The sequence below is a fragment of the Hoeflea sp. BAL378 genome (assembly GCF_000759435.1).
Taxonomy (GTDB): domain Bacteria; phylum Pseudomonadota; class Alphaproteobacteria; order Rhizobiales; family Rhizobiaceae; genus Hoeflea.
Map to the genome: position 1 here is coordinate 44,950 of NZ_JRJG01000006.1, position 16,990 is coordinate 61,939.

At 63.3% G+C, this 16,990-nt stretch carries 15 protein-coding genes, 1 tRNA gene and 1 pseudogene; 8 read left to right on the forward strand and 9 right to left on the reverse strand.

Annotation, left to right across the window (positions count from 1 at the left end; all coding sequences use genetic code 11):
• Positions 1-30 precede the first annotated feature (30 nt).
• The 3 genes from LL06_RS02145 to LL06_RS02150 form a co-directional block, all read right to left on the reverse strand.
• Complete coding sequence (locus LL06_RS02145) at positions 31-966, reverse strand: 3-hydroxyacyl-CoA dehydrogenase NAD-binding domain-containing protein (protein ID WP_035521612.1); 936 nt, start codon at positions 964-966, stop codon at positions 31-33.
• 410 nt (positions 967-1,376) lie between these two features.
• Complete coding sequence (locus LL06_RS27180; protein ID WP_152599467.1) at positions 1,377-1,565, reverse strand: hypothetical protein; 189 nt, start codon at positions 1,563-1,565, stop codon at positions 1,377-1,379.
• 12 nt (positions 1,566-1,577) lie between these two features.
• Entirely contained in the window at positions 1,578-2,246 is a 669-nt protein-coding gene (locus LL06_RS02150; RefSeq protein WP_035521614.1) for a GntR family transcriptional regulator, read from the reverse strand.
• Positions 2,247-2,420: 174 nt separating this feature from the next.
• Between LL06_RS02150 and dctP the strand changes: the two genes are divergently transcribed.
• From dctP to LL06_RS02175, 5 genes are all read left to right on the forward strand, one after another.
• The gene (gene dctP, locus LL06_RS02155) at positions 2,421-3,386 is read left to right on the forward strand and encodes a TRAP transporter substrate-binding protein DctP (protein ID WP_244447023.1); all 966 of its coding nucleotides are present in this window, start codon (positions 2,421-2,423) and stop codon (positions 3,384-3,386) included.
• 76 nt (positions 3,387-3,462) lie between these two features.
• Positions 3,463-3,960: a TRAP transporter small permease gene (locus LL06_RS02160; RefSeq protein ID WP_035521617.1), complete on the forward strand. Its 498-nt coding sequence runs from the start codon at positions 3,463-3,465 to the stop codon at positions 3,958-3,960.
• Positions 3,957-5,273, forward strand: coding sequence for a TRAP transporter large permease (locus LL06_RS02165; RefSeq protein WP_035521619.1), 1,317 nt, complete (start codon positions 3,957-3,959; stop codon positions 5,271-5,273). The genes LL06_RS02160 and LL06_RS02165 overlap by 4 nt, the downstream gene beginning before the upstream one ends.
• A complete protein-coding gene (locus tag LL06_RS02170; protein WP_035521621.1) occupies positions 5,270-6,592 on the forward strand; it encodes a malonyl-CoA decarboxylase in 1,323 nt (440 codons plus the stop codon). Before LL06_RS02165 ends, LL06_RS02170 begins: the two co-directional genes overlap by 4 nt.
• The gene (locus tag LL06_RS02175; protein ID WP_035521623.1) at positions 6,589-8,142 is read left to right on the forward strand and encodes a malonyl-CoA synthase; all 1,554 of its coding nucleotides are present in this window, start codon (positions 6,589-6,591) and stop codon (positions 8,140-8,142) included. Before LL06_RS02170 ends, LL06_RS02175 begins: the two co-directional genes overlap by 4 nt.
• Positions 8,143-8,369: 227 nt before the next feature.
• Here LL06_RS02175 and LL06_RS02180 read toward each other — a convergent pair whose 3' ends face one another.
• The 5 genes and pseudogenes from LL06_RS02180 to LL06_RS02195 form a co-directional block, all read right to left on the reverse strand.
• Positions 8,370-9,122, reverse strand: coding sequence for a GGDEF domain-containing protein (locus LL06_RS02180; protein WP_035521625.1), 753 nt, complete (start codon positions 9,120-9,122; stop codon positions 8,370-8,372).
• Positions 9,123-9,301: 179 nt separating this feature from the next.
• The gene (locus LL06_RS02185) at positions 9,302-9,832 is read right to left on the reverse strand and encodes a dihydrofolate reductase family protein (RefSeq protein ID WP_035521627.1); all 531 of its coding nucleotides are present in this window, start codon (positions 9,830-9,832) and stop codon (positions 9,302-9,304) included.
• A 29-nt stretch (positions 9,833-9,861) separates the two neighbouring features.
• The gene (locus tag LL06_RS02190; RefSeq protein WP_035521629.1) at positions 9,862-10,185 is read right to left on the reverse strand and encodes a YciI family protein; all 324 of its coding nucleotides are present in this window, start codon (positions 10,183-10,185) and stop codon (positions 9,862-9,864) included.
• A 17-nt stretch (positions 10,186-10,202) separates the two neighbouring features.
• Positions 10,203-10,301: pseudogene (locus LL06_RS28170) on the reverse strand (dihydrofolate reductase); the annotation flags it as partial.
• Between the two features lie 27 nt (positions 10,302-10,328).
• Positions 10,329-10,405 (reverse strand) — tRNA-Arg (locus LL06_RS02195).
• Between the two features lie 336 nt (positions 10,406-10,741).
• On the opposite strand from LL06_RS02195, the gene LL06_RS02200 reads away from it, so the two are divergent.
• Both LL06_RS02200 and LL06_RS02205 read left to right on the forward strand, forming a co-directional pair.
• Positions 10,742-12,175 (forward strand): DUF6880 family protein, encoded by a 1,434-nt coding sequence (locus tag LL06_RS02200; RefSeq protein ID WP_035521631.1) that lies wholly within the window; start codon positions 10,742-10,744, stop codon positions 12,173-12,175.
• Positions 12,176-12,290: 115 nt separating this feature from the next.
• Positions 12,291-12,749: a VOC family protein gene (locus tag LL06_RS02205; protein ID WP_035521633.1), complete on the forward strand. Its 459-nt coding sequence runs from the start codon at positions 12,291-12,293 to the stop codon at positions 12,747-12,749.
• Positions 12,750-12,863: 114 nt separating this feature from the next.
• Here LL06_RS02205 and LL06_RS02210 read toward each other — a convergent pair whose 3' ends face one another.
• The gene (locus tag LL06_RS02210) at positions 12,864-15,524 is read right to left on the reverse strand and encodes an EAL domain-containing protein (protein WP_052161123.1); all 2,661 of its coding nucleotides are present in this window, start codon (positions 15,522-15,524) and stop codon (positions 12,864-12,866) included.
• Positions 15,525-15,916: 392 nt separating this feature from the next.
• Here LL06_RS02210 and LL06_RS02215 point away from each other — a divergent pair, with 392 nt between their 5' ends.
• Positions 15,917-16,873: a tripartite tricarboxylate transporter substrate binding protein gene (locus LL06_RS02215; RefSeq protein ID WP_035521634.1), complete on the forward strand. Its 957-nt coding sequence runs from the start codon at positions 15,917-15,919 to the stop codon at positions 16,871-16,873.
• Positions 16,874-16,990: the final 117 nt, after the last annotated feature.

The window sequence follows — 16,990 nt, forward strand, 5'->3', positions numbered from 1 at the left end:
CCATCGGAGTTGCTTGCGACGGTGCGCCGTTCAGTCCTGCGGTGGCCGCTTCGCCGCCAGCACCTGCCGCAGACGGATGTCGCGCTCCTTTACGAGCGCGCTCACGGAGCGATCCCCATAGGACTGCTCGACGGCTTCGGTCACGCGCGCCTGCAGGGCGGCGTCCGGCACCGGCGCCCCGAGCTCCCCCCAGAGCTTGTCCTGCATCGGCGCAAACATGTCCCAAAAACCCTGCATGCCCCGGTCGCCGCCGGCAAGGCGATAGGTGAGCAGCGGTCCCATCAACGCCCAGCGCGGACCGGGCCCCTCGCTGACGGCGCGATCGATGTCCTCGGCCGAGGCGACACCGGTCTCCAGTAGATGAACTGCTTCCCTGAAGATCGCTGCCTGCATGCGGTTGGCGATGTGGCCGTAGATCTCCTTGTTGAGCCGAACCGGGACCTTTCCAAGCTGCGTATAGAATTGTTCGGCCCGGTCCAGGGCCCAGGCTTGCGTGCGCGCGCCGGCGGCCAGTTCGACCAGCGGCACCAGATGCGGCGGGTTGAAGGGATGGCCCAGCACCACCCGCTCGGGACGGGCGCAGGCGCTCTGCATGTCGCTCACCGAAATCGCCGAGGAGCTGGAGGCAATCACCACATCCGCGGGCGTGGCCGCGTCGATGCGGCGCATCAGCTCGATCTTCGCGTCCAGCCGTTCGATCGCGTTCTCCTGAACGAAGCCGGTTTGCGCGCAGGCAGCCTCGAGATCGGCCGCGAAGCGCAGCGTTCCGCGCTGCCCGCTGGCGAGAACGGATTGGGGCAGGGTAGGCCAGAACCGCTCGACCGCGGCTGTCAATTCGGCTTCCGCACCCTGACGAATATCGGTGGCGACCACGTCGAGGCCGTGCGCCAGGAAGAGGCAAGTCCAACTGGCGCCGATGATCCCAGTTCCGACCACTGTAACGTTACCGATCTCTTCCTTCTGCATGTGCCGTTCCCCCTGCTGCCGGCCCGGATCAGCGAGGTTGCCTTGCCCAGCCTGCTCCTGCAATCAACTGATTCTTCGATATATATTGTTACCACGCAAACCTCCCGCATCGGTCACCATCGCGGGAGCGACCGAGAGTTGTCAATTCGGCAAGGCTGGGGAGCAACCCTCTACAATACAGGCTGTCAATAACTTGGAGCGGCCTGATGTTTTCCCTCGCGGCAGATATGTTAGGGGATCCATATTCGGCGATTGAGGCGATGGCTCATCTAAGGAGGGCCGCGCTGAAATGCAGCGCGCGACGTTTCCGTCGGCTGGGGAGAGACGAGACAGGCGGGGCAGGGCTTGATCAACAGAAATATTAGGGCCTTTGCCGGGTTCGGCCGCAGTCGAGAAGAGACTTTGATGCTTCACCCTTTCACGGAAAGGCGATCCAGGCTCTCCGCAAGCAACAGTACGGCTTTGAAACAGGTCAGCGCGGGCCGCGGTTCTAAGCCAGGGATCGGCTTCTTCGGCGCGGGATGGATCGGGCCGTCGCGGATGCGCTCCGGGGTCGAAACCGGGACGGCGAACAAAAAATAGGCAGCCCGGTCGTTCACACGCACAACCTGTCACCCCGTTTTGAGCGATGCCATTTGCCGGTAACTGACCATGAGGTCGTTGAAGCGTTCGCCCTGGATGGCGACATGGAGGCGCAGCGCCAGGGCGGTGGCCTTGGGATCGCCGCGCTGAAGCGCGGCGTAGACGGTGCGGTGCTCCCGCATTGACTGGGGCATGCGTCCACTGGTGCGCAATTGCATGCGGCGGTAGGGTTTGAGCCGCTTGTGCAGCCGAGCCGCTTCGCGCGCCAGGAATCGGTTTCCGCTAGCATCGTAGAGCAGATGGTGGAATTTTTCGTTCTCGCGGTAATATTCGTCGAAATCGCCCATCGCGATCGCCGCCTCGCAGGCGTCGATGGTCAGGCCGATGGCAACCATCTGGTCCTGCGTCACCCGCCGAGCCGCGCGGAACCCGCACATTGCCTCGATCTCGGCCATCACCTCGAACATCTCGACCAGTTCGACAAAGTCCGGATGCCTTATGAAGGCGCCGCGGCGGGCTTCGAGCGTCAGAAGCCCGGAGGCTGCGAGCGACTGGAACGCCTCGCGGAGCGGCGTCCGCGACACGCCGAACTGTTCGGCAAGCTTCACCTCGTCCAGCCGTTCGCCATCGGCGAACTCGCCGGTGACGATCATCTGCTCGATACGTTCGCGAACCGAATCTGCAATCCGTGGGCTCATTGCGGCATCATCGCCGATCCGCAGAGAAATGCAAATCCAATATTTTTGTATACAAGGGGTTTGACATTGCATTCCAAAGATGGTCCCCTCGATGGGTGCCAGGACCGGAGGAGGTTCTGACAAACCATCTTCTGGGAGGTAGATATGAAACTAGGATTATCTTCGCTTGCGGGCATGCTCGCCGCATCCATCGCACTGACCGGCCTGGCGCAGGCCGAGACATTGAAGGCGTCGCACCAGTTTCCGGGCGGCAAGGGCGACGCGCGCGACGAAATGGTTCAGCTCTTCGCCAAGGAACTGGCGGCCGCAAATGTCGGCCTCGATGTTCAGGTCTATCCGGGCCAGTCGCTCTACAAGGCAAAGGAACAGTGGGGGGCGCTGACCAAGGGCCAGCTCGACATCACCTCGTTCCCGCTCGACTATGCTTCGGGACGGGTGCCGCAGTTTTCGGCCACGCTGATGCCCGGTCTGGTCCGCAACCATGACCGCGCCAAGCGGCTCAATTCGTCGCCCTTCATGACCGAGATCAAGAAGCTGATCGAGGACAACGGCGCCATCGTCATCGCCGACGCCTGGCTCGGCGGCGCCTTCGCATCGAAAAAGAACTGCATTACCTCGCCGGAATCGATCAAGGGCCAGGTCACCCGCGCCGCGGGTCCCGCTTTTGAGCAGATGCTGGTCGGCGCCGGCGCCTCGATTTCCTCGATGGCGTCATCCGAGATTTACACCGGCATGCAGACCGGCGTGCTCGACGCGACCAACACCTCGTCGGGCTCTTTCGTCTCCTACCGGCTTTACGAGCAGGTCACCTGCCTGACCGAGCCGGGCGAGAATTCGCTGTGGTTCATGTACGAGCCGATGCTGATCTCGAAGGAGACCTATGACCGGCTGACGCCGGAACAGCAGGAAGCCGTGATGGCGGCCGGCAAGAAGGCCGAGGAATATTTCGACAAGGAAGCAGCCGGTCTCGACGACAAGATGGTCGAGACCTTCAAGCAGGCCGGTGTCGAAGTGGTGTCGATGTCGAAGGAAGACTACGACGCCTGGCTGGCGATCGCCAAGGAGACGGCCTACAAGGAGTTCGCCGAGAAGGTGGACGGTGGCCAGAAGCTGATCGACGACGCGCTCGCGGTCGAATGATCAGGAGGTGAGGGGAGGTCCGCCTCCCCTCGTCCCCATCAAATCCCGATCCCACCATTTGTTCAGGACTGACTAGATGAATCGGTTTGTTTCGATGGTCGAAGCGTTGTCGCGACTGTGCGGACTGACGTCGATGCTGCTGATTGCCGCGTCAACCCTCGTCGTCTCCCAGATGGTATTCATGCGCTATTTCCTTGGCGCCTCCACCATCTGGCAGACAGAGTTCGTGGTCTACGCCATGATCGCCTCCACCTTCATCGGAGCGCCCTACGTGCTGATGCTCAGGGGACATGTCTCGGTCGATCTTCTGCCCAACATGCTCGGCGGCAATGGCAAGCGTATCCTTGACGTCCTGGCCGCAACTCTGAGCCTGATGTTCTGCGGCCTGCTCGGCTGGTCCGGCTGGCACTATTTCTACGAAGCGCTGTCGAGGGGCTGGACCACCGATACGGTCTGGGCGCTGCCGCTTTGGATCCCGCTGCTGCCTTTGCCGCTCGGCATCATCATCCTGTGCCTGCAATATGTCGTTGAGATCCACAAGAACTGGACCGACGCCGGGGAGACCTCCGCATGAGCCCGCTTGAAATCGGACTTCTTATTCTGGTGGTCCTGATAGCGCTGTTCGCCATCGGTATGCCGATCGCCTTTGCGCTGGGCGCCGTTTCCATCGGGACATTGTTGCTCATCGACGGGTTCCGGTCGCTCGACATTTTGGGCGAGACCTTCTTTTCGGGTCTCAATTCGTTCACGTTGGTGTCGATCCCGATGTTCATCCTGATGGGGGCCGCGGTCTCCAATTCGCCGGCCGGCAAGGACCTCTACGAGGCGCTCGACCGGTGGCTCAACCGGGTTCCCGGGGGGCTTGTGCTGTCCAACCTCGGCGCCTGCTCGATCTTCTCCGCCCTTTCCGGGTCGTCGCCCGCAACTTGCGCCGCCATCGGCAAGATGGGCATTCCCGAAATGCGCAAGCGCGGCTACCCCGACGAGATCTCCGCCGGTTCGATCGCCGCCGGCGGCACCCTTGGCATCCTTATTCCGCCGTCGATAACCATGATCGTCTACGGCATCTCGACCGAGACCTCGATCGGCCGGCTGTTTCTGGCCGGCGTGATCCCGGGGCTGATGCTGACGGCCATCTTCATGGCTTGGACACTCTATTCCTGCTGGCGCAGCGGGCTGAAACTGTCGGACGTTACCCAGCACTATTCCCTCCGGCAGAAATTCGAGATCCTGCCGCGGGTGCTGCCGTTCCTGGCTATCGTCGTCGGCATCCTGTTCGTGCTTTACGGTGGGGTGGCCACGCCATCGGAAGCCGCCGGCGTCGGCGCGCTGTTCTGCCTCGTGCTGGTGATCGTGGTCTACAAGATGTTCTCGGCCAGGCCGTTCATCTCGATGTTCCGCGATTCGACGCGGGAATCGGTGATGATCATGATGATCATCGCAGCCTCGGAACTGTTCGCCTTCACCCTGTCCTCGACCTTCGTCACCCAGAGCATCGCCGGCTGGATCTCGGATCTCGAGGTCAACCGCTGGGTGCTGATGGCGATCATCAACGTGTTTCTGCTGATCGCCGGCTTTTTCCTGCCGCCGGTGGCGGTGATCCTGATGACCGCGCCGATCCTGCTGCCGATCATCACCAGTGCCGGCTTCGACCCCTACTGGTTCGCCGTGATCCTGACCATCAACATGGAAATCGGGCTGATCACCCCGCCAGTGGGGCTTAATCTCTACGTCATCAACTCGATTGCGCCCGACATATCGCTCGGCACCATCCTGCGCGGCTCGCTGCCCTATGTCCTGTGCATGATCTTCGCTATCGTGCTCTTGTGCATCTTTCCGTCGATCGCCACCTTCCTGCCCGACCTGGTAATGGGAGGCGCGCTTTGAACCGGCCGGGCTTCTTCTACGACCTGCTGTCAACCCTGTTCGAAAGGCCCGGCCTCGCCCGCGTCAAGGGCGACGGCCGATCGATCTCCGCGCTCTGCGAGGCTCTCATCACCACGTCGAGCGAGGGGGCGTCCTACACCATGGGGCAGCAGATCTTGTCCCGCTTCAGCGAACTCACGCCGGAGGCGGAAGTCGAGTTCTTCCACTATCTCACCGAGCAGATGGACATCGACACCGAGCGGTTGCAGGTGTCGATCGCAGAATATCAGAACGACCGGTCGCCGGAGAACCTCAGCGTGCTGTTGGAGGCCGCCGAGCCCAAGCGACAGGAGCTGTTGCGCCGCATCAACCGGGTTCCCGGCGCCACCGGCGAACTGGTGAAGATGCGTGCCCGTCTGCTCAAGCTGCTCAAGGACAATCCGGCCTTCGGTCGGACCGACCTGGATTTCCAGCACCTCTTCGGCTCCTGGTTCAACCGCGGCTTTCTGGTCCCGCGACGAATCCACTGGCAGAGCCCGGCCAACATTCTCGAAAAAATCATCAAGTACGAAGCCGTCCATGCCATTGATGACTGGGATGATCTGCGACGTCGGGTCCAGCCTTCCGACCGGCGTTGCTATGCCTTTTTCCACCCCGCCATGCCCGACGATCCGCTGATCTTCGTCGAAGTGGCGCTGGTCAGGGGCGTGCCGGGTTCGGTTCAGGCGATCCTTGCGGAAAACCGCGAAATCCTGAGTGCCGACACCGCCGACACTGCCGTCTTCTACTCCATATCCAACTGCCAGGCGGGGCTGCGCGGCGTGTCCTTCGGCAATTCCCTGATCAAGCAGGTGGTGGAGGATCTGCAAGCAGAACTGAAATCGATCAACACCTTCGTCACACTTTCGCCCATTCCCGGCTTCGGACGTTGGCTGCGGCACAGGGTGTCGGAAAAGCCGAATGAAGGCGCTGCCGCCGAGGACCTCGAGAAAGCGATGGACACGGGTGATCTTGGCGCACTCAAGGATCAGTCCCAATGGCTGCGCAGGCAGGCCGCGACCTATCTGATCAACCAGAAGGATCCGAAGGGCCTGCCTCTCGATCCGGTGGCACGGTTCCACCTAAACAATGGGGCGATGGTGCACGACATCCACGCGGGCGCCGATCTTTCCCCCAACGGCCTTCGGCAGTCCTGCGGGGTGATGGTCAATTATCTCTACAATCTGAAAAAGATCGGGCAATTCCACGAAGGCTTTGCCGAGAACCACACGGTCTTTGCGTCAAGGGACGTGAAATTGCTGGCCGATGCAGCGGCCACCCAAAGCAACGGCAGGAAATGAACATGGCTGAGAATTATCTCTTTGACGGACTGCTCGGAGACAAGCTGGGATCTTCGCAGAATAGAAATGCGTTGTTTGCGACCCTGCCGGGGGACGGGCGCCGTTTCACCTATGGTGACGTCGAAGATGTCTCCGGCCGGTTTGCCAACGTTCTCCTCGGCCTGGGCGTGAGGCCGGGGGACCGGGTCGCAGTACAGGTGCCAAAGTCCATTGAAGCCATCATGCTTTATCTCGCCGTCGTCCGCGCCGGCGCCGTCTTCCTGCCGCTCAACACCGGTTACACGCCCGCCGAGATCGAATATTTCCTCGGCAACGCCACTCCGCGGATCTTCGTCTGCGATCCGGGCAAGCGCGCCGACTATGAGGCGCTGACGGAAAGCCTCGGCATTGGGCTTGAGACAATGGGTGTCTGGCAGGATCACGAAACCAGCGCCGGCTCGATCCCGGATGCCGGACTTGCCGCGCCGACTGCGTTCGACACCGTGGCTCGCGCAGAGGACGACCTTGCCGCCATCCTCTACACCTCGGGCACCACCGGCCGCTCCAAGGGCGCGATGCTGACCCACGCCAACCTGCTCTCCAATGCGCAGACGCTGGTCGATGTTTGGCATTTCACCAGCGACGACGTGCTGCTGCACGCGCTGCCGATCTTTCACACCCACGGCCTCTTCGTCGCCACCAACGTGATCTTAAGCGCCGGCGCATCGCTGATCTTCCTGCCCGGCTTCAGCGCCGAGGCGATCGTTGCCAATATATCCGATGCCACCTGCCTGATGGGCGTGCCGACCTTCTACACGCGGCTGCTCGACGAACCGGCCTTCAACCGCGACCTTGTCCGCCACATGCGGCTGTTCGTTTCCGGCAGCGCACCGCTGCTGGCCGAGACCCATGTGCAGTTCGAAGGGCGAACCGGCCATCGCATCCTCGAGCGCTACGGCATGACCGAAACCAATATGAATACCTCCAACCCGTATGATGGTGAGCGTCGCGCCGGCACGGTCGGCTTTCCGCTGCCCGGGGTGAAGCTGCGCATCGCCGATGCCGAAACCGGCAAGCCGCTGCCCCAGGGCGAGATCGGCATCATCGAGGTAAAGGGGCCCAACGTCTTTGCCGGCTATTGGGAGATGCCGGAGAAGACGAAGGAGGAGTTCCGCGACGACGGCTTCTTCATCACCGGCGATGTTGGCGTCGTCGATGCCGACGGCTATGTCCAGATCGTCGGACGCTCCAAGGACCTGATCATCTCCGGCGGCTACAATATCTATCCCAAGGAACTCGAACTGCTGCTCGACGAGGAGGACGGCGTGCTTGAGTCCGCCGTCATTGGCGTGCCGCATGCCGATTTCGGCGAGGGCGTCGTCGCCGTGGTGGTCCCCAAACCCGGCGCACGGCTTGATGAAGCGGCGATCCTCGAAAACATCAAGCCCAGGATCGCCCGTTTCAAGCAGCCCAGGCGGGTGATCGTGGTTGATGAGCTGCCCCGGAACACCATGGGCAAGGTCCAGAAGAACCTCCTCCGGGATGTTTACAAGACATTGCTGGAAAGCTGACGTCTGGTGACCCATACGTTCCCTTGAAGACAGCGCTATCGCAAATAAGCGAACACGGAGATGACAAGCAACTCGTTCCATCCATCCTTGTTGATTCGACAGCGGTTCAATGTCTTGCCCGGATGATGTTGAGGGCGTGTTCTCGCCGATCGGGAGATGTTGCTTGACGCGAATGATGGTCGTTGGAGTCCGCATGCGCCGCGCATAGGCAAGCGTCGCACCGTTCGTCAGGCAGCAAGGCGTTCGAAAATGACCCGATCACGGCCGCGCTCCTTTGCGGAGTAAAGGCACTGATCGGCCACCCGGAACAGATCATCGTAAACGGCATGCCCGCTAAACGCCACGCCACCTACGCTCACCGAGAGTGTGTGTGTCCTCGTGGCCGGCGGAAATTCGACTTCGCGGATCTTGACACGGATGCGTTCGGCCACGACGCCGGCCTGATCGACGCCCGCCTTTGGCAGGAAGACCCCAAATTCCTCGCCACCTATCCGCCCGACAAGATCGCCCGATCTCAACGAGTTCTGGATCGATCGTGCGATGAGCTGCAGGGCGTCATCCCCCCTTTGGTGACCAAACCGGTCATTGATCGATTTGAAATGGTCAGCGTCAATGACCAAGAATGCCCCTGCTGATTGCGCTGGCCGCTTGAGAGCCTGTTCGAGATAGGCATCGACCAGCATCTTGAATGCACCGCGATTGAGAACCGCTGTCAAGCTGTCGGTTGTGGCAGTGATGGCGATATCCCGGTGTGCGATCGACAAGTGCCGCATCTTGTGCAGAAGCAGGAACAGCAGTGGCGCCGCCAACACGGTGGGCAGCAGGATGTCGATCAAGAGTGCACGTCTTATCTTGGGCTCCGAAAGATCGGGGAAATTATAGGAGTCGACAAAAACTGCCGCAGCGATGCAGAACAACGTGCCAATCACGGTCCCGGCGATTACCCTGGCCCTTCCGGTGGCTGAGAAATCGAGCTTCATTCTCGCACCCGCTCCTTTGCCTGGAGCCGTCATTGGCCCCCATTTGCATAGGACCCCCAAAACTATGCAGAGTCCCTAATATTGTAATGATAAATTTAGTGGTCGCTTCTTTTCAAATGCGAAGGTCGGTGGTCCGTGGAAACGCGACTGCTTTGCCACAATCCCTCCGTGAGGCAAGATCAAGCGGGAACGTAGGCCAACCGGAGCACATCCTCGCCAATCCGTTGATGCGACAGCAGGCGGAGCGGCGGCCGGGGGCCGGCGAAATAGGGTGCGCCGTGACCTAGGACGACCGGGTGAAGGTAAATCAGGTACTCGTCGATCAGGCCGAGGTCGGTGAGGCTTCGCGCCAGATTCGGGCCGGCAATCTCGATCTCCCCGTCGCGCTCGGCCTTGAGCTGGCGAACCGCACCTTCCAGATCATCCTCAACAAGCCTTGCATTGGGGCCGACCGATGCCATGGTGCGGGAGACGACCCATTTGGTCTGTTTCCGCCAGGCCGCGGCGAAGGCCGCTCCCTCCGGTTCCCAGTCGGCATGGTCCTCGTCCCAGTAACGCATGATCTCATACATCTTGCGGCCGTAGATGCTGCCCACCTGTGCCTCGGCCTCGCCAATGAAATGGCGAAAGAGGGTGGGGTCCGGCTGGAACCTCATGTGGTCGACATAGCCGTCCAGTGACACGTTCATACCGAATACGAGCTTCGCCATTTCCTTTCTCCCTCCACATTGTTGAACGGCTATTTCAGCGGCCAGACTTCGACGACGCCGTGGGCAACGGCGCAGGGGACATGAGACACCTTCTCGATGGCTTCTTCCAGGCTGGCAGCCTCGATCACCGCGAAACCGGCGACCGGCAGACCGGAGGACATGAATGGGCCGTCGCATGTCTCCACGCCAGCGGCATCCGGATTGCGTACCTGCACCGGCGCGCCGGCGATGCCGATCAGGGCGCCGTGCGAAACCAGCCTGGCGTCGTGAGCATGGGCGGCGTCCTTGACCGGCTGTGGTGTACGCTCGTAACCGGCCCGGTCGCCGTATCCGATGGTGATGAATTTCGGCATGGTGCTCCTTCCTTTCTCTATCTAGCGAGTACGATGTGGGTCGCGACGTCAGTCGCGCCATGCCCGGTGACGGAGAAGCCAAGCGCTGGCAGGTCTATCCCTGCGAACAGCGTATCGGCAATCAGCTAAGTTTTTGAATTTATTGGCGCACCCGACAGGATTCGAACCTGTGACCTCTGCCTTCGGAGGGCAGCACTCTATCCAGCTGAGCTACGGGTGCATCCGTGGCGCCTGGCGAGGGGGGCGGTGCGGTTGCTGGAACCGGAAAAAACTCCCGCCGCAAAGCAGCTGACACGCGGTCTTCTAGCCCATCACGGGCGGCGCATCAATGCAATAATCGCAGATCCGTGGTGGCCGGGGGAAGATGGCTGTGGGGCCGGTCCTGCCCGGCGCGCGGGCATGTCGCGGCGGCGGCATGCGGACCGGGATGGCGGCCGGAGGACGCGCCTCGCCCACGGCGGACCGGCGGCCTTGCGTTGACTCGCGGGGCCATTCGGATCGAAGGTGGGCCCGCGGCCCGCGCGCCGATGTGCAGTTTCGCGACCCAGGGCAGTCAATGGCATCCAGAACCACGCTCAATGCAAAGAACCTCGAGACGCTCGGGGCCCGGCGGCTGGCGGAGCTGCTGATCGAGGTCAGCACCGGCAGCGCCGCGAGCAAGCGCCGGCTGCGGCTCGAACTGGCGGGCGGCCAGGGCAGCCGCGAGCTTGCCGCCGAAGTGCGCAAGCGGCTCGCAAGCATCGCCCGCGCCCGCACCGCCATCAACTGGCGCAAGATCCGGGCGTTCCGGAAGGACCTCGACACGCAAAGGACGATCATCGCCGAGACGATCGCCGCCGAAGACCCGGCGGAGGCCTTCGAGCTAATCTGGCAGTTCATGGGGCTGGGGGAGCCGGTCTTCGACCGCGCCGAAGACGGCAGCGGCGCCCTGCTCGAGATCTTCCGCCAGGCCTGCGCCGACGCCGCCAGGATCGCGGGCCTCGCCGGCGTCGCGGCCGATGTGCTGGCCGACCGGGTTTTCGCGGCCGTGCGGGACAGCCGATCGGGCCAATATGACCAGCTCGTCGCGGCCATGGCCCCGGCGCTCGGCCGCGGCGGACTGGAACAGCTTCAGGCGCTGCTCACCGCGTGGTCGATGGAGCCCGAAGAGAGGCCGGCCGAGGAGGATCGCGAGATCCTGGCCTGGGGCAGCGCCGGGCCGATCTATCTCGACGAGATCCATGGCACCCCCCGGGACCTGACCGTCCGCACCGCCCTGCAGGACATCGCCGACGCCCTGGGCGACGTTGACGCCTATATCGCGCAGCAGCCCCTGCGCACCCGCAAGACGCCGCTGGTCGCGGCGGAGATCGCCGGCCGCCTGCTGCAGGCGGGACGGGCGGAGGAGGCTCTCGCGGCGCTCGACGCGGCGGGCCGGGCCGGCGCCGGGGGGGCATTGGAATGGCAACTGGTCCGCGCCGAGGCGCTCGAAGCGCTCGGGCGCGGCGCGGAGGCGCAGGCCTATCGGTGGGCCTGCTTCGCCAAGTCGCTGAGCGACGAGCACCTGCGCGCCTTTGTGCGCCGGCTGCCGGATTTCGAGGACATGGAGGCGGAGGAACGGGCCCTGGTCCACGCCCGCGCGTTTCCCGACGTCCATCAGGCGCTCGCCTTCCTCCTGCATTGGCCCGCGCTCGACGCGGCGGCGCGCCTCGTCATTGACCGTCAGGCCGAGCTCGACGGCAATCTCTATCCCTTGATGACGGCGGCCGCGGAGGCGCTCGAGGAGAAGCATCCGCTGGCAGCCACCATCGCGCTCCGGTCCATGATCGACTTCACGCTCGCTGCGGTCCGATCAGGCCGCTACCGTCACGCCGCGCGGCACTTTCTCCACTGCCAGGCGCTGGCGCCGCGCATCGAGGATTTCGGCGCGGCGCGGCCGCATGAAGCCTATGCGGCGCGGCTCAGATCCGCGCACGGCAAGAAACACGGGTTCTGGACGGTGCTGGAGTAGGGCGGCCATGCGGCCCCGCCGCCCGCTCCGGCCTGGTGTTCCGCAGCGCGCCTTTAGTCCGCCGGACGGAATCGGCCACGGTGCCTGTTGCGCCGGATGTTAAAGGAGAAAGACCATGGTTCGTGTCATCGGGATAGATCATCTCGCCATCCGTGTCGGCGACCTCGGGGCGTCCCGGCATTTCTACGACAGGGTGCTCGGCTTCATGGGGTTCGAACGCGAATGGGAGTTCGGCGAGGTGGTCGGCTGGAACAACGGCGAGACCATGTACTGGATCACCCAGGCCGACGCCGAGGGGCGGCGCCACAAGCACCATACCGGCGATGTCGGCCTGCATCACTATGCCTTCGAGCTGGCGGCGCGGGAGGAGGTCGATGCGCTTTATGAGTTCCTGCTCGAGCAGAAGGTGGAGATCGCCGATGCCCCGGCGGACTATCCGAGCTACGGGGAGGGCTATTACGCGGTCTATTTCTACGATCCCGACGGCCTGAAGCTCGAGGCGATGCATTTCGTCGAAAAGCAGAAGCGGAGGGCGCGGCTGGCCGGCTCCGCGGGCCCGGCCGCTCCGGACTGAGGCAGAGATACGCGCGACGACAGGGACGCGGCTTCTGGCGAAGGCCCATGAGACGGCCCGGAAGCCGGGGGATGCGGCGGATCCACGTCACATCCGCAAAGGGAGGAAAGCGCCTCAGGCCGCCCGGCGCCAGCTTTCGTCGCGGACGAAGTCCATCAGCGTGTCCGAGGACATCGGGCGCGCCAGCGCATAGCCCTGGAGCGTGTCGCAGCCGAGATCGCGCAGGATCACGGCATGGTCCATGGTCTCCACGCCCTCGGCCACCACCTTGATGCCGAGCGACTGGCCGATCTCGATGATGGAGGCGACCAGGCGGCGCCGGCTTTCGGACTTGACGATCGGCGAGATCAGCTGGCGGTCGATCTTCAGCCGGTCCGGGCGGACCTGGATGAGGCTGACGATCGAGGCGAAGCCGGTGCCGAAATCGTCGATGTCGATCTGGATCCCGAGCGACCTCAGCCGCTCGATATTGGCGACGATGGTCTCGTTCTTCTCGTCGAGGAAGATCGATTCGAGCAGCTCGAAGGACAGGGTCCCGCGTTCGATGGAGAGCCCGTCCAGGCTGCCGAGGAGATCGGCCTCGTAGAGCCTTCCGGCCGACACGTTGACCGACATTTTCGGGATGGTGACGCCAGCCGCCTTCCAGCGGGTCGATTGCCACAGCGTCTGCTCGAGGATCGAGCGGTCGATCAGCGGCACGACATTGAGTTCGCCCGCGGTCTTGAGGAAGACGTCGGGCGTGAGCATGCCCTCGGTCGGGTGCTCCCAGCGGGCGAGAGCCTCGACGCCGACGATGTCGAGGGTGCGGGCGTCGAACTGCGGCTGGAAATAGGGCCGGAATTCCTTGCGCTCGAGGCCGTTGAGAATGTCGTCGGCGACGCGCTTGTTGCGGATGATCTCGGCCTTCAGCGAGGCGGTGAAGAACTCGAAGCGGTTGCGGCCGTTGCTCTTGGCCCGGTAGAGCGCGATGTCGGCGTCGATCAGCAGGCGCTTGCCGCAATCGCCCTCCCTGGGATCGGCGGTCGCGATGCCGATGCTCACCCCGAAGCGGCATTCGTGGCTTTCATAGGGGACCGGCTGGCGCATCTGCACGATGATGCGGCTGGCAAGCGCCGCCAGGTGCTCCTCGCTGGTCTGCGAGGTCGTGGCGATGACGAACTCGTCGCCGCCGATGCGGGCGATGAAATCATCGGCGCGCGTGCTGGCCTTGAGGACCGATGAGGCATGGACCAGCATCGCGTCTCCCGCGGCATGGCCCAGCGTGTCGTTGATCTGCTTGAACCGGTCGAGGTCGATGTGCAGCAGCGCGGTCACGCGCCGTCCGGCATGGCCGCTCAGAAGCCGCTCGTCGAGAAACCGCCTGTTGGGCAGGCCGGTGAGGCTGTCATGCAGCGAGTTGCGCTCCATCTGGGCGCGGGCGTCCTCGAGCTCGCGGTTCCTGAGCTCCGCATTCTGCTTGGAGGCGAGCAGCCTGGTCTTGAGCGCAATGTCGGTGGAGACATCCCAGTTGACGCCGACAATGTAGCGCCGGCCGTCGAGATCGTAATGCACCGCGCCGATCGCCCTTATCCACCGGGTGGTGCCGTCGCGGGTCAGGACCCGGAATTCGGAATTGTAGGCGCCGCCGGTGAGGGTCGCCCGGTGGAACTCCTCCTCGGCCCGCGCCTTGTCGTCGGGATGCAGGGTCGAGGACCAGCAGTCGACGCCGCGCCGATCCAGGCTGGCGTCGACGCCGTAAAGTTCGCACATCCGGTCGTCCCAGGTCAGTTCGGACGTGTCCAGATTGAATTCCCACACGCCGATCTTCGAGGTGGTCAGCGCCAGCTTGAGCCGGTGCGACAGCCGCTCCATCTCGCTCTGGCGGCGGTTGAGTTCGCGCATGTTGGCCCGGCGCTGGTCGTAGAGATAGCCGGCGATCGAGATCGGCAGCACGAGCAGCAGCCCGCCGAATAGCACCGCCATGCGGATCTGCCAGGTGTTGGGCGGCGTGTCCGCCCAGCCGCCCTTGGGCATCGCGGCGATCTTCCAGCTCCCGCTCGGCAGCGCCACGCTGGAGATCAGGGGATGGTTGTCCAGCACCTTGGCGTCCCCGAAGAAGACGGTGCCGTAGCTGCCGGTGCCGTCCTGCCCGGCAATGGCGATGTCGATGGGGAGGTCAGGGGAGAGCAGCCCGCTCTCGGCATAGAGCCTTTCGACGTCGATGACCGCCGAGACAAGCCCCCATAACCGGTCATTGCCGTCTTCGTCTTCGGTGAAAACCGGGAAACGGCTGATGAAGCCCTGGCCGCCCTGCACCAGATTGACCGGGCCCGCCAGCACCATTTCGCGCGATCCGACCGCCCGCAGGGCCGCGTCGCGCTGTTTCTCGCTGGTCCGGTAATCGAGGCCGATCGCCCGCTCGTTTCCCTTGATTGGGTACATCAGCTTGATGACCAGATCCGGAGCGGCGGCAATATTGCGCAGTTGCGAGTGGTGGTCGACCAGGCCGGCGGCAATCCTGCTGAACCTGTCTTGGTCGATATCCGGCTGCACCTCGATGACTTCGACCAGGCCGCGCACCAACTGGATATTGCTGTTGATGTTGCCTTCCAGTTTCGCCCGCACCAGCCCGAGCTGTTCGCTGACCTTGGCGCGGGAACTCTGGTGATGGACGAGGCGGTTCTGCTGTTCGGCGTAGATACCGGCCGTCAGCGTCACCGCAAGCGCGATCCCGGCTGCGATGACGCTCGGCCGCAGCAGGAAATTGCAATGATGAAGTCCGCGCGATACGTTCATTAACATGACTATTCCTGCGAGATCGCGCCGTCTCGAACGGCTGTCCGGTCGAGGTCACAATCTCAGTTCAGACCCAGTCTAGATCCAAAATGCAAAAAAAGGGCTAAAGCTGTCGTGCGGCCGCGATTCCCGGTCCGGTTGCCTCGTTATGGGGCAGGCGCAGGGACCCGGTTGCGGGAAACGGGACGGCCTGATGCACTGCCCGCCAGGGCGTTTCGGACCGGCCAAGCGGCCGAAAGCCCATGACAAACCGTTTGGCAGGTGCTTAAATGGCCCTGCCGCTTGGCCCGCGGTTCGTCAAAGGAGGCGGAACGGGCGCAACGGCATGTGAGAGGGTTTGTCGCGAGCCAGCATGTAAGCGCTTGCATTTTATAGGTTTCTGGGAGGAAAACATGTTTTATCTGAAAACCGCCAAGTCATTGGTGATTGCATCCGCGGTGTCGATCGTCGCGGCGACCAGCGCTCTGGCATTTCCGGACAAATCGGTCGAATACATCATTCCGTTCGGCCCGGGAGGCGAATCCGATATTTCCGCCCGCTTCCAGCAGCCCTATTTCAAGGACAAGTTCGGCCAGGACCTGGTGGTCTCCTACAAGCCCGGCGGCGGCGGCGCGGTCGGCTGGGCCCAGCTCAATTCCATGGCGAGCGACGGCCACACCATCATGGGCATCAACCTGCCGCATATCGTCATCCAGCCCGCAGAGAAGGATGTCGGCTACACCACCGAGGACATCCACACCTTCTACATGTTCCATTACACCCCGGATGCGATCGTGGTGACGGCCGACAGCCCCTACAAGACGCTCGATGATCTGATCGCCGACGCCAAGGCCAATCCCGGCGCGGTGACGATGGCGGGCTCCGGCAAGGCCACCGCCAACCATCTGGCGCAGATCCGCTTCGACAAGCTGGCCGGCATCAAGACCACCTATGTCCCGTTCAAGGGCACCGGCGCCTCGACCACCGCCACGCTCGGCAACCAGGTCAAGGCCCAGTGGGGCTACACCACGGTGGGCGCGGCCCAGGGCGACGCGGTGCGCATGCTGGCGGTCGCCATGGAGGAACGCCACCCGCTGTTCCCCGACGTGCCCACCTTCAAGGAACTCGGCTACGAGATGGTCGGCGGCGCCTATCGCGGCATGGCCGTGCCGAAGGACACGCCGGCGGAAACCGTCCAGCGCCTGTCGGACATGTTCGGCGAGATCAACGCCGACGAGGCCTTCCGCAAGCAGATGCTCGATGGCGGCTTCGCGCTTCTCGACGTCGGCATCGACGGCATGGACGCGTTCATGGCGGCCCGCAAGGCCGAATATATCGAAGCGGCGACCGACGCCGGCCTGCTCAACTGATCCATCCGCTGTGCGCCCGGGCTTTTCGCCCGGGCGTCCCATTCGCGCCGTGTGAAGCACGCTGCATCGCGGCCGGCGATCCGCCGCCCGCGGGATGGCTGACCTTCGCCTCCATCT